We start from the raw sequence: 12380 nt of genomic DNA, 5'->3' as shown, positions 1-12380 counted from the left end.
CTGCACACAAAGATGCCGAACGCCTTAAAAGGGTTCCGTCAGGGGGCGGCATCAATGACTGAGTCGTCCGCCACACAGGATTCACGCGCACGCCTCCCGAGGTTCACCCCGAGCAGCAAGGTGCCCGCACTCGTGGGCACCGTAGGCGCCGTGATCGGGCTGCTGGACCTGGCGACCGGGATCATCCCGCAGCTCAGGCACAGCCGGGTGCACACCTGGACGGGCTATCTGCCCGGTGCGGTGAGCAGCATCGCGGCAGCCGCCTCGATCATCCTGGGCCTGTTGATGCTGATGCTCGCGCACGGGCTCAAGCGCCGCAAGCGGCGGGCCTGGACGGCCGCCGTCGTGCTGCTGCCCGCCGGGATACTCGCGGAGGTGCTGCACCACCGGCTGTCGATAGTCGACACCGTCCTGTCGGCGGGTCTGATGGTGGTGCTGCTCACCCACCGCAGCCAGTTCACGGCGCTGTCCGACCCACGTACCCGCTGGCGGGCGGCGTTCAACTTCGTGCTGCTGTCCGTCGTCAGCTTCGGCATCGGGCTGCTGATCGTCAGCGCCCACCCGAACTCGGAGATCGGGAACCCGACCTTCCTCGACCGGGTGAAGACCGTCTTGTACGGCCTGTTCGGCTTCGGCGGCCCGGTGCACTACGCGCACGACCGCACCGCCGACATCGTCGGCTACTCCCTCGGCGGCCTCGGCTTCCTGATCCTGCTCAGCACCGCGTACCTGGTGCTGCGCCCCGAGCACCCGACCGCCGTGCTCAGCCCGGAGGACGAGGAGCAGATCCGCGGCCTGCTGGAGAAGCACGGACGGCGCGACTCCCTCGGCCACTTCGCGCTGCGCCGGGACAAGAGCGTGATCTTCTCGTCGACCGGCAAGGCCGCCATCTCGTACCGGGTGATCTCCGGCGTGATGCTCGCCAGCGGCGACCCGATCGGCGACGTGGAGGCCTGGCCGGGCGCCATCGAGCGGTTCATGGAGGAGGCCAGGGCGCACGCCTGGATCCCGGCCGTGGTCGGCTGCTCGGAGACCGGCGGTGAGGTCTGGACCCGGGAGACCGGCCTGGACGCGCTGGAGCTGGGCGACGAGGCGATCGTCGAGACCGACTCCTTCTCGCTGTCCGGCCGGGCGATGCGCAACGTCCGCCAGATGGTCAAGCGCGTCGAGCGCAACGGCTACAGCTGCCGGATGCGCCGGGTCAGCGACCTGGACGAGGAGGAGCGGGCCCGGATCCGCGCCGCAGCCGCCGACTGGCGCGGCACCGACACCGAGCGCGGTTTCTCCATGGCGCTGGGCCGTTTCGGTGACCCGGAGGACGGCAACTGCGTCGTCGTCACCGCGCACAAGACGGTGGAGGACGACCCGTCGCCGCACGGTGACCTCAAGGCCGTGCTGCACTTCGTCCCGTGGGGCGAGGACGGCATCTCGCTGGAGCTGATGCGTCGCGACCGCTCGGCCGACGGGGGCATGAACGAACTGCTGATCGTGCACGCCCTGCAGAACGCGCCGGAGCTGGGCATCACCCGGGCGTCGCTGAACTTCGCGATGTTCCGCTCGGCGCTCGCCCGCGGTGAGCGGATCGGCGCCGGTCCGGTGCTGCGCTTCTGGCGCGGGCTGCTGGTGTTCCTCTCCCGCTGGTTCCAGATCGAGTCGCTGTACAAGTTCAACGCCAAGTTCCAGCCGGTCTGGGAGCCGCGGTTCATGGTCTTCCCGACCCACCGCGACCTGCCTCGGATCGGGTTCGCCGTGATGCAGGCCGAGGCGTTCATCACCCTGGAGCTGCCCGCCCGGGTACGGCGGTGGATCCCGTTCGTCAGCAAGGAGCCGCAGCGCCGGGACTGCGCGCACCCCGAGCACAAGCGGATGGCCGCGGCGAGCGGTCGCGCCGCCTGACACCCGGGGCTCCTGTGGGCCGGTCTCCCGAAACGGGGGACCGGCCCTACGCTTTGGGGCATGGTGAATGTGCGAGGCCGGGTGGCCGGTCTGCCCGAATGGGACCGGTGCGCGGTGATGGGCGTGGTCAACGTCACGCCCGATTCGTTCTCCGACGGCGGTTTGTGGTTCGACCCCGAACTCGCCGTCAAGCACGGCCTCGACCTGATCGCCTCCGGCGCCGACCTGGTCGACGTGGGCGGTGAGTCCACCCGGCCGGGGGCACGGCGGGTCGAGGAGGCGGAGGAGATCCGCCGGGTGATCCCGGTGGTACGGGAACTGGCCGCCGCCGGGGCGCTGGTGAGTGTGGACACCATGCGGGCGTCGGTCGCCGAGCGCGCCGTCGAGGCCGGTGCGCGTCTGGTCAACGACGTCAGCGGCGGCCTCGCCGACCCGGCCATGGTGCCGATGGCCGCCGCCGCCCGTATCCCGTTCGTGGTGATGCACTGGCGCGGCGCCAGCATCGACATGATCAGCCGGGCGGTCTACCAGGACGTCACCGCGGAGGTGGTGGACGAACTGCGGCAGCGCCTTGACACCGTGGTCGCGGCGGGCGTCGACCCGGAGCGCGTTGTGATCGACCCGGGGCTCGGCTTCGCGAAGGAGGCCGAACACGACCTGGCGCTGGTGGCGCATCTGGACCGGCTGCGCGAGCTGGGCCGTCCGCTGCTGGTGGCCGCTTCCCGCAAGCGGTTCCTGGGCCGGGTGCTCGCCGGTGACGGGGGCGACCCGCCGCCCGCCCGCGAGCGGGACGCGGCGACCGCGGCCGTCTCGGCCATCGCCGCCCGCGAGGGCGCCTGGGCGGTGCGGGTGCACGACGTGCGGCCGACCGCCGACGCGGTACGGGTTGCCCGGGCGATCGAGGGTGCCGTGTGACCATCGGATCAGACGACCAGCGGGAGGCGGTCGAGCGCGTCAACCAGGACTTCTACGACGCGGTGGAGTCCGGCGACCTGGCGGCTCTGGAGGAGATCCTGCTCGACGGCCCGTTGGCGGACTCGGTGACCGTGGTGCACCCGGGGTGGCCGGTGCTGCGCGGGCGCGGGCACGTACTGCGGTCGTACGCGCTGATCATGGCGAACACCGACTACATGCAGTTCTTCCTCACCGACGTCGAGGTCGCGGTGGCGGGCGACACCGCGCTGGTGACCTGTAGCGAGAACATCCTCAGCGGCGGGCCCGCCCAGCCGGACGGCTCCGCGGGCGAGCTGGTCGGCGGCCTGGTGGTGGCCACGAACGTGTTCCGGCACACCTCGGGTGGCTGGAAGCTGTGGTCGCACCACGGATCTCCGGTGATGGCCGAGGAGACCGAGGACGAGGAGGACGACGAGTACGGGGACGGTGCCGCGGGCGTCTAGCGGTACGGGTGGTGGCCGTGGGGTGGCCAGCGGTCAGCCGGAACACGGCCAGCCACCCGTTCGAGGCAAGAACTTCCCAAGGTAGGAGTGGCCGCCCGAGTGTCGGGTATGGGCGCCTGCAATGCGGGCGTCGCCTGGCGGTCGGCGCCGCTGCCGAGGCGTCGCGCGGCACCCCGTTAGCAAGGGTTGTCGGTGCTCGCAGGTAGATTCGATATGTAGCTTCGACTCGTGGTTCCGACGTGGAGCCTCGAACCGGGCGGGCCCGTACATGATCGGCGGGACCTACGACCGTTGTCCGACGACCAGCAGGAGTGGTGTCTCGTGGATCGCGTCGCGCTACGCGGCTTGAAGGGCCGCGGGCACCATGGGGTCTTCCCCGAGGAGCGGGAGAACGGCCAGGACTTCCTGGTGGACCTGGTGCTCGGGCTCGACACGGCGCCCGCCGCCGCCGAGGACGACCTGACCAAGACCGTGCACTACGGCGTGGTGGCCGAGGAGGTCGTACGGGTCGTCGAGGGAGAGCCGGTCAACCTCATCGAGACGCTCGCCGAGCGCATCGCCACCCAGTGTCTGACCCACCCGCCGGTGCGGGAGGTCGAGGTGACCGTGCACAAGCCGCACGCCCCGATCGACGTTCCGTTTGACGACGTGACCATCACCATCCATAGGAGGCGCCCGTGAGTTCCGACCCCACCGTCCAGCCGGTACCCGCCTCCGTGGAGGAGCGCGTCGATGCCGCCGACACGACCTTGCACAACCCCAAATGGGCGGTGGTCTCGCTGGGGAGCAATCTTGGCAACCGGCTGGAGACGCTCCAGGGCGCGATCGACGCCCTCGCCGACACGCCCGGCATGCGGGTCAAAGCGGTCTCCCCGGTCTACGAGACCGAGCCGTGGGGCGTTGAGCCGGGCAGCCAGCCCAACTACCTCAACGCCGTGGTGCTGGTGAAGACCACCCTCCCGCCGGGCTCGCTGCTGGAGCGCGCCCACGCCATCGAGGAGGCGTTCGTCCGGGTACGGGACGAGCGCTGGGGCCCGCGCACCATCGATGTGGACATCGTCTCCTATCAGGACGTGGTCTCCACCGACCCGCTGCTCACCCTTCCGCACCCGCGCGCACACGAGAGGGCGTTCGTTCTCGTACCGTGGCACGACGTGGACCCGGCGGCCGAACTGCCGGGCCGTGGACCGGTCGAGGAACTGCTGGCGCACGTCGGCCGGGAGGGCGTGACACCGCGCTCGGACGTGGAACTGCGCCTGCCGGAGTAGACGTTGCCCTTCGGGTTGGGGGCGACGTCGTGATGAGGAGACCTTGTTGAAGCAGCTTCGGTTCCGGGTGCTGGGCGGGCTGTTCCTGGTGGCCGTAGTGCTGGGGTGGGCCGGTGCCCGGATGTGGGACTCGCTGGGCACGCTGCCCGGTGTGCCGGCCGCGGCGCCCATCGTGCTCGGGCTGATCGCCGTGGTGCTGGCCGCCGCGGCGCTGTCGCTGCGCGCCAGGCTGCGCGCCCAGCGTGAGCGGCGCCCGGGGGCCAAGGGCGTGGACCCGCTGGTGGCGGCCCGCGCGGTGGTCTTCGGCCATGCGAGCGCCTTGGTCGCCGCCCTGGTGGCCGGACTCTACGGCGGCGTCGGGATCCTCCTGCTGACCTCGCCGATCGACACCCCGGCCCGTCACGACCAGGCCGTGTACGCGGGCCTGTCCGTGCTGACCGGCATCGCGGTCTGCGCGGCCGCGATGTGGCTGGAACGCATCTGCCGCCTCCCGGAAGACGACAGCTGACGGAACGAGGGGGCGGAGCGCCGGGTAGGTCCCTCCGCAACGGCGAGCGACCACGACGGCGCTGACCGGCGGTGTCAGACGCCCCCACCGATCCGCCGACGGGCATGCAGGAGGGAGAAGCCTCCTCACGCCCCCGGCACCGTCTCCAACTCCACCTGGGCCCGGGCCACGTCCCGCAAGCCCGCCCCCACCGAGCGCCGCAGCGCCACGTGCAACCGCCCGGGCGTGAGCACGCCGAGGAAGCGGTCGCCGTCGAGGACGGCGATCCATCCCGCGTCATGCTGGAGCATCGCGCTGAACGCCTGCTTCAGGCTGGCTCCCACCGGAAGCCACGCCTCCATGCGCCGCGCGTGATCGCGCACCGCTCCCTCGCCGAGCGTGTCGGCGGCGACCCAGCCGTGCAGCGCGCCGCCCCCGTCGAGCACCACCGCCCACCGGGCGCCCTCGTCCGCGAGCCGTCGGGCGGCCTGCGGGGCCGAGTCGTCCAGCCGTACCACGGGCGGCTGTTCGAGGTCATCCGACTCGATGGGAGTGACCGAGAGCCGCTTGAGCCCCCGGTCGGAGCCGACGAAGTCGGCCACGTACGGGGTGGCCGGGGCGCCCAGCACGGTCGCGGGGGTGTCGAACTGCTCGATCCGCCCGCTGCCGTAGACCGCGATCCGGTCGCCGAGCCGTACCGCCTCCTCGATGTCATGGGTGACGAACAGGATCGTCTTTCGCACCTGCTGTTGCAGCCGGAGGAACTCGGACTGCAGGTGCTCGCGGACCACCGGGTCGACCGCGCCGAACGGCTCGTCCATCAGCAGCACCGGCGGATCGGCGGCCAACGCGCGGGCCACGCCGACCCGTTGCCGCTGGCCGCCGGAGAGCTGGTCGGGATAGCGCGCGCCGTGCGTGGCCGGGTCGAGGCCGACCAGGTCGAGCAGTTCGGCGGCGCGCTCGCGGGCCTTGCGGCGCGACCAGCCGAGCAGATGCGGAACGGTCGCGGTGTTCTCCAGCACGGTCTTGTGCGGGAACAGGCCGACCTGCTGGATGACGTAGCCGATCCGGCGGCGCAGCACCACCGGATCGAGGGTGGATATGTCCTCGCCGTCGAGGAGGATCCGGCCGCTGGTGGGCTCGATGAGCCGGTTGACCATCTTCATGGTGGTGGTCTTGCCGCAGCCGGACGGACCGACGAGCGTGACCAGTTCGCCCTCGGCGACCTCGAAGGACAGGTCGTCCACGGCGACGGTGCCGTCCGGGTAGCCCTTGGTGACGTGCTCGAATCGGATCATGCGTCCTCATTGGGTCGGCTCGTGGTGCCGCGATGGCCGGTGCTTTCGACCGTACCCCGCCCCGCCGACACTGCACGCGAGTTGTGAAGGCGGCGTTGCCGCCGTGTGACGGCCCCGGGCGATTGTCGGTGCCTCGGGTTAGGGTCGTCAGACATCGAACGCGGGTGGGTGTGGAACGGGGTGTCGGGCGAAATCAGCGCTCGAACCAGGCATTGGGCCCGCGTTGCGGGATAGACGGGGGAGGTGAGCGAGATGGCCGGTGCGGACTGCTTGGCGGCGAACGACTGGATCTGCGGGGAGTATGTGCGCTCCCGGGCCCAGGAGTTGACCGACGCCACGCTGCAACACGTGTGGATCACCGGCGTCTCGGTGGCGATCGGGCTGCTGCTGGCCTTTCCGCTGGCGCTGGTGGCCCGGCGCTGGCGCCCGGCCGCCGGGCCGGTGCTGGGCTTCACCACGGTGCTCTACACGGTGCCGTCGCTGGCGATGTACTCACTGCTGCTGCCGGTCTTCGGAATCTCGGCCGCGGTGGTGGTCACCGGTCTGGTGCTGTACTCGCTGACGATCCTGGTGCGCAACATACTGGCGGGGCTTGAGTCGGTGCCCGAGGACGCCCGGGAGGCGGCCCGCGGGATGGGGTACGGGCCGCTGCGGCTGCTGTTCGGCGTCGAGCTGCCGTTGGCGCTGCCCGCGGTGATGGCGGGGCTGCGCATCGCCACGGTCTCCGCGGTCTCGCTCACCACGGTCGGCGCCATCGTCGGCTACGGCGGGCTGGGCAACCTCATCTACGAGGGCATGAACAGCCTGTTCAAGGCCCAGGTGCTCACCGCCTCGGCGATCTGCGTGGTGCTGGCGATCGCCGCCGATCTGCTGCTGCTCGGCGCGCAGCGGCTGCTCACGCCCTGGACGCGGGGACGAAGGCCCGCGCGTGCCGGACGCCGAATACGGATGCGAGCCGGGAAGGCGGCGGTGTGATGGGCGCGGTCACCGGAGCGTGGGCCTGGCTGACCACCGGCGCCAACTGGGCCGGAACGGACGGAGTCTGGCACCGGCTGGGGGAGCACCTGTACCTCACGGCGGTGTGTCTGGTGATCAGTTGTGCCATCGCGCTGCCGGTCGGGCTGCTGCTGGGCCATCTCGGTCGGGGCGGTGCGCTGGCCGTCAACATCTCCAACGCCGGGCGCGCGGTGCCGACGTTCGCGGTGCTGGTGCTGCTGGTGCTCAGCCCGCTGGGGCGGTACGGGCAGTGGCCGACGATCATCGCGCTGGTGCTGTTCGCGGTTCCGCCGGTGCTGACCAACGCGTACGTCGGTATGCGCGAGGTCGACCGGGACGTGGTGGAGTCGGCCCGCGGCATGGGGATGACCGGCGGGCAGCTGCTGGTACGGGTGGAGCTCCCGCTGGCCTTTCCGCTGATCATGACCGGGGTGCGCACCGCCGCGGTGCAGGTGGTGGCGACCGCCACGCTCGCCGCGCTGCCGGGCGGCGGCGGCCTGGGCCGGCTGATCACGGCCGGGTTCAACCGCTATGACACCGCGCAGGTGGTGGCGGGCGCGCTGCTGGTGGCGCTGCTCGCGCTGCTGGTCGAGGGCGCGTTCGCGGTCGCGTCCCGGATCGCCGACCCGCTGCGGCACCGGCGCCGCGTCGGTCGCCGATCCGTCAACTCCCGTGGAACGCCTAAGAGATGGGTAACCGAATGAGCAAGGGTCTGCGCGGCATACGCGCCGTCGGCGCGGCCTCGGCCGTGGTGGTACTGGCCGCGGGAGTGTCCGCCTGCGGTGGCAAGAGCCTGGAGCAGAACGGCGGCAGCCCGTCGTCCGGGTCCGGCGGCAAGGGCTCGCTGGTGATCGGCTCCGCCGGGTTCACCGAGAGCGCGGTCCTGGCGCAGTTGTACGCGAAGGTGCTCGGCGACGCGGGGTACTCCACGTCGGTCCAGACGCTGAACAACCGCGAGCTGTACGAACCCGCCCTGGAGAAGGGGCAGATCGATGTGGTCCCGGAGTACGCGGCGACGCTGGCGGAGTTCCTCAACGCCAAGGTGAACGGTTCGAAGGCCAAGCCGGTCGCCTCCTCCGACGTGACCGCGACCGTAGCCGCGCTGACCAAGCTCGCCGGACCGCGCGGGCTGAAGGTGCTCGCCGCCGGCGACGCGGTGGACCAGAACGCGTTCGCGGTGGCCAAGGCGTTCGCGGAACAGCACCATCTGAAGACGCTCAGCGATCTGGGCAGGTCCAAGCTGCCGGTGAAGCTGGCCGCCGGGGACGAGTGCCCGGACCGGCCGTACTGCGAGCCGGTACTGAAGCAGACCTACGGCATCGATGTGACCGGCATCGACCCCAAGGGCGTGGGCACTCCGCAGTCCAAGCAGGCGGTCAAGGACGGCGCCGACCAGTTGGTGCTGACCACCACCACCGACGCGACCCTGGACCAGTTCGGCCTGGTCCTGCTCCAGGACGACAAGAAGGTCCAGAACGCCGACAACGTGCTGCCGGTGGTGAACGCCAAGCACGCGGGATCGCCGCAGATCGCCGACGCGTTGGACAGGCTCACGAAGGTGCTCACCACCGCCGATCTCACCGCGCTCGACAAGCAGGTGGACGCGGAGCGGAAGAAGCCGTCGGATGTCGCCACGGATTACCTCAAATCGAAGGGATTGATCAAGAGTTGAGCAAGATCAATCCGATATGTGACAGAACAGGAAGGGACGAATCGGACAGTCCCCTCCCACTGGCCTCTTTCGCACGCTAGGTTTCAAGCCATGCCACGTGGACGACACCGCCATTCACCGCCGCTGCACAGGCTCCTTCCCTCGTTGACGGTCGCCGGGTCGGCCACGGCCCTGGCCGTGGGTGCCTGGTTCAGTCCCAGTGGTGAACATGCGGTCGTCCTGCGTGCGCTCGTCACCGCGGCGGCCGCCGCCGCGTGCGCCGGCGCGGTGCTGCTGCGCAGCTGGGACCGCGCCGCGGGCAAGCGGGTCGCCGAGCTGACCGCCGCCCGGGTGCGCGACGAGTGGCGCACCGACGAGCGCATAGCCGAGCTGGAAACCGATGTGGAGGAGTCCCGCGAGATCCGCCGCCGGCTGGAGAGCGCGCTGCGCGCCAAGCGCGGCGAGCTGTCCCGACTGCGCGGAGAGCACGCCGACCTGCTGCGCCGGTACGCCACCGCGGAGAGCGAGCGGGCCCGCGCCCTGGAGAGCCGCCGCAGGCTGGCGATCGAGGCCGCCGTACCGCGCGGCGCCATCGCCTCCGCGACGCCGTCCGGCGGCAGCTCGGTGTCCCCGGCCGCGTATCTGAAGGCCGCCAACGCGCTGCGCAACTTCGAGCGCAACGCCGCCAGGCAGCGCGCCGCCGAAGCCGCCGAGGCGGAGGACCGGGCCCCGGCCGTGCCGCCGCGGGCCACCACCGCCGAGGACCACGCGCCGCTCCCCGAGCAGCCGCGCCTCGTCCCGGCCTCGGCCGCCGTACTGCCCTACGCACAGGCCCGGGGCACGGCGGCCAAGCGCCCGCAGGGCGGCTTCGACTTCTTCGGTGTGCACAAGACCTCCGCCGCCCCCGACCTCGCCGATGTGATCGGTGACGAGGCCTACGCCGAGCACAGGGCGGGCCAGGACCACGACGACGACCCCGCGGTCATCGACCTGACCGCGCACGACGAGACAGAGCAGATCGACGTTCGGGCACTGCGCGCCCAGTAGTCGCGTACCCAAGGCGGCCGAAGGCCCGGCACCCGCTCAGCGGGTGCCGGGCCTTCTCCTTGCGACGGCTACTTGTCGATGTCGCCCACCACGAAGAACATCGAGCCGAGGATCGCCACCATGTCGGCGACCAGCGTGCCCGGCAGCAGCTCGGTCAGCGCCTGGATGTTGTTGTACGAGGCCGAGCGCAACTTGAGCCGGTAGGGGGTCTTCTCGCCCTTGGACACCAGGTAGTAGCCGTTGATGCCGAGCGGGTTCTCGGTCCACGCGTAGGTGTGCCCCTCGGGTGCCTTGAGTACCTTCGGCAGCCGCTGGTTGATCGGCCCGGGCGGCAGCTCGGCGATCCGGTCCAGGCAGGCGTCCGCCAGGTCGAGGGAGTTGTGCGTCTGCTCCAGCAGGCACTCGAACCGCGCCAGGCAGTCGCCCTCGGTGCGGGTGACCACCTTCAGGGTGTCCGCCAACTCCCCGTACGCCAGGTACGGTTCGTCCCGCCGCAGGTCGAAGTCGACGCCGGAGGCGCGGGCGATCGGCCCGCTCACCCCGTACGCGTGCACCGTCTGCGGGGTGAGGTGGCCGACGCCCCGGGTGCGGCCGCGGAAGATCTCGTTGCCCAGCACCAGCCGGTCGAAGACGTCCATCCGGGAGCGCACGTCGGCGATGGCCTGGCGGGCCCGCCCCAGCCAGCCGTTGGGCAGGTCCTCCTTGAGGCCGCCGACCCGGTTGAACATGTAGTGCATCCGGCCGCCGGAGACCTCCTCCATGGCGTTCTGCAACTCCTCGCGCTCGCGGAACGCGTGGAAGACGGGGGTGATGCCGCCGAGTTCGAGCGGGTACGAGCCGAGGAACATCAGATGGTTGAGCACCCGGTTCAGCTCGGCGAGCAGGGTGCGCGTCCACACCGCGCGCTCCGGCACCTCCATGCCCAGCATCCGCTCGACGGCGATGACGACGCCGAGTTCGTTGCAGAACGCGGACAGCCAGTCGTGCCGGTTGGCGAGCATGATGATCTGGCGGTAGTCGCGCGCCTCGAACAGCTTCTCCGCGCCGCGGTGCATATAGCCGATGACGGGTTCGGCGTGGCTGATCCGCTCTCCCTCCAGGACCAGCCGCAGCCGCAGTACGCCGTGCGTGGAGGGGTGCTGGGGGCCGATGTTGAGCACCATGTCGGTGCCTTCCGCGGCGCCGCCGATGCCGACCGTCGTCTCCGTCATGGGGACAGTCTCCTACGAGGGCGGCGCGGTGGTGAAAGCCGCCTCCACCGGAACGCCGACCGACCGCACCAGCCAGCCGAAGTCACCCAGCCCACCCGCGGCCGTCAGCTCCGCGGCCCGGCTCGCCTCGGCCAGCGCGCGCACATAGCCCGCCGGATCAGTGGCGGCCAGGGAAAGCGGCGGCCGTGCCCCGCCGACCCCCAGGTCGCGCAGCGCCTCCCGTTGGGAGAGCAGCAGGCACCCGGTCTCGCCGACCGCCGCGGCGCAGGCGTCCAGCGCCACGTGCGAGGTCAGATCGCACGAGCCGTCCGGCACCGGATCGACCTCCCGCCCGGCGCGGTAGCCGGTCAGGGTGCCGAACGGCGGCCGGGTGGCCCGCTGGTGCGCGTAGTCCACCGCCACCGCGAGCCCGCGGGCCAGCGAGCCGACCGCCTCCGCCCACGCCGCGTCCCGGGGCCGACCGATCTCGGCGCGGGCGCCCGGCGCGCCCGCGATCGGCCACCAGCGGTCGAGCCACTCCGCGTCCGCCCCGGCCACCGGCTCGCCCAGCCGCTGTGCGCCGTCCTCGGCGCGCACCAGGACGTAGCGGGGCACACCGTGCTCGTCGGACTCGGCCACCTCGACGGGGACGTTGTCCAGCCACTCGTTGGCGAACAGCAGCCCGGTCACACCGCGCGGCGGCTCCGCGCACCAGCGGATCCGCGGATCCAGGCCCTCCGGCCGCGCCGCGCGCTCCACGGCGTACGGCGTCAACCGCCCGGACAGCTCGGCCGGTACGCACCCGAGCACCCCGGTCAGCAGCTCGCCGCGTCCGGCGCCGACGTCCACCAGGGCCAGCTCGGCCGGTCCGCCCAGTGCCCGGTCGACCCGCGCGAGCAGTTCCGCGACGGCGGCGGCGTACCTCGGTGAGGCGTGCACGGACGTGCTGAAGTGCCCGGCAGGCCCCTCGGGCCGGTGGAAGAACCCGTTCGGCCCGTACAGCGCCGCCTCCGTCGCCTGCCGCCACCCCTGCCACCGCGTCGTCACCGCTCCACCGTAGGCGGTGACGGTGGATTGATCGGCCATCCACCCTGCGGAGTAGCGGGTGCCGCCCAGGATCGCTCTACTGGTTGACCCCATCACGTATGAC

Annotated in this window: 13 protein-coding genes; 10 read left to right on the top strand and 3 right to left on the bottom strand. The window is 71.5% G+C overall.

Annotated elements, in window-relative coordinates; genetic code table 11:
- Nucleotides 1-54 precede the first annotated feature (54 nt).
- The 6 genes from O5O46_RS25165 (at nucleotide 55) to O5O46_RS25140 (ending at nucleotide 5069) form a co-directional block, all read left to right on the top strand.
- Nucleotides 55-1896: a phosphatidylglycerol lysyltransferase domain-containing protein gene (locus tag O5O46_RS25165; RefSeq protein ID WP_269857842.1), complete on the top strand. Its 1842-nt coding sequence runs from the start codon at nucleotides 55-57 to the stop codon at nucleotides 1894-1896.
- 60 nt (nucleotides 1897-1956) lie between these two features.
- The gene (folP, locus tag O5O46_RS25160; protein WP_269857841.1) at nucleotides 1957-2811 is read left to right on the top strand and encodes a dihydropteroate synthase; all 855 of its coding nucleotides are present in this window, start codon (nucleotides 1957-1959) and stop codon (nucleotides 2809-2811) included.
- Between the two features lie 2 nt (nucleotides 2812-2813).
- Entirely contained in the window at nucleotides 2814-3293 is a 480-nt protein-coding gene (locus O5O46_RS25155) for a nuclear transport factor 2 family protein (protein ID WP_443072620.1), read from the top strand.
- A gap of 321 nt (nucleotides 3294-3614) precedes the next feature.
- Nucleotides 3615-3974, top strand: a complete 360-nt coding sequence (folB, locus tag O5O46_RS25150) for a dihydroneopterin aldolase (RefSeq protein ID WP_269857839.1) — start codon at nucleotides 3615-3617, stop codon at nucleotides 3972-3974.
- Nucleotides 3971-4561 (top strand): 2-amino-4-hydroxy-6-hydroxymethyldihydropteridine diphosphokinase, encoded by a 591-nt coding sequence (folK, locus tag O5O46_RS25145; RefSeq protein WP_269857838.1) that lies wholly within the window; start codon nucleotides 3971-3973, stop codon nucleotides 4559-4561. The genes folB and folK overlap by 4 nt, the downstream gene beginning before the upstream one ends.
- 46 nt (nucleotides 4562-4607) lie before the next feature.
- Entirely contained in the window at nucleotides 4608-5069 is a 462-nt protein-coding gene (locus O5O46_RS25140) for a DUF3180 domain-containing protein (RefSeq protein ID WP_269857837.1), read from the top strand.
- 125 nt (nucleotides 5070-5194) lie between these two features.
- Here O5O46_RS25140 and O5O46_RS25135 read toward each other — a convergent pair whose 3' ends face one another.
- On the bottom strand, nucleotides 5195-6346 hold the full coding sequence (locus tag O5O46_RS25135) for an ABC transporter ATP-binding protein (RefSeq protein WP_269857836.1): 1152 nt from the start codon (nucleotides 6344-6346) through the stop codon (nucleotides 5195-5197).
- 252 nt (nucleotides 6347-6598) lie between these two features.
- On the opposite strand from O5O46_RS25135, the gene O5O46_RS25130 reads away from it, so the two are divergent.
- The 4 genes from O5O46_RS25130 (at nucleotide 6599) to O5O46_RS25115 (ending at nucleotide 10040) form a co-directional block, all read left to right on the top strand.
- Nucleotides 6599-7321 carry an ABC transporter permease gene (locus O5O46_RS25130; protein WP_269857925.1) on the top strand — a complete coding sequence of 241 codons (723 nt, stop codon included), beginning with the start codon at nucleotides 6599-6601 and terminating at the stop codon, nucleotides 7319-7321.
- Entirely contained in the window at nucleotides 7321-8046 is a 726-nt protein-coding gene (locus O5O46_RS25125; protein WP_269857835.1) for an ABC transporter permease, read from the top strand. The genes O5O46_RS25130 and O5O46_RS25125 overlap by 1 nt, the downstream gene beginning before the upstream one ends.
- A complete protein-coding gene (locus tag O5O46_RS25120; RefSeq protein ID WP_269857834.1) occupies nucleotides 8043-9014 on the top strand; it encodes an ABC transporter substrate-binding protein in 972 nt (323 codons plus the stop codon). Before O5O46_RS25125 ends, O5O46_RS25120 begins: the two co-directional genes overlap by 4 nt.
- A 90-nt stretch (nucleotides 9015-9104) precedes the next feature.
- A complete protein-coding gene (locus O5O46_RS25115) occupies nucleotides 9105-10040 on the top strand; it encodes a hypothetical protein (RefSeq protein ID WP_269857833.1) in 936 nt (311 codons plus the stop codon).
- A 68-nt stretch (nucleotides 10041-10108) separates the two neighbouring features.
- On the opposite strand, the gene O5O46_RS25110 is transcribed toward O5O46_RS25115, so the two are convergent.
- A complete protein-coding gene (locus O5O46_RS25110; protein ID WP_269857832.1) occupies nucleotides 10109-11251 on the bottom strand; it encodes an NADH-quinone oxidoreductase subunit D in 1143 nt (380 codons plus the stop codon).
- Between the two features lie 12 nt (nucleotides 11252-11263).
- Nucleotides 11264-12316 (bottom strand): SAM-dependent methyltransferase, encoded by a 1053-nt coding sequence (locus O5O46_RS25105; RefSeq protein WP_269857831.1) that lies wholly within the window; start codon nucleotides 12314-12316, stop codon nucleotides 11264-11266.
- Nucleotides 12317-12380: the final 64 nt, after the last annotated feature.

The sequence above is a fragment of the Streptomyces sp. RPT161 genome (assembly GCF_027533845.1).
GTDB classification, from domain to species: domain Bacteria; phylum Actinomycetota; class Actinomycetes; order Streptomycetales; family Streptomycetaceae; genus Streptantibioticus_A; species Streptantibioticus_A silvisoli_A.
The sequence above is the reverse complement of the archived record's forward strand: the minus strand, read 5'-3'. Positions and strand labels throughout refer to the sequence as shown.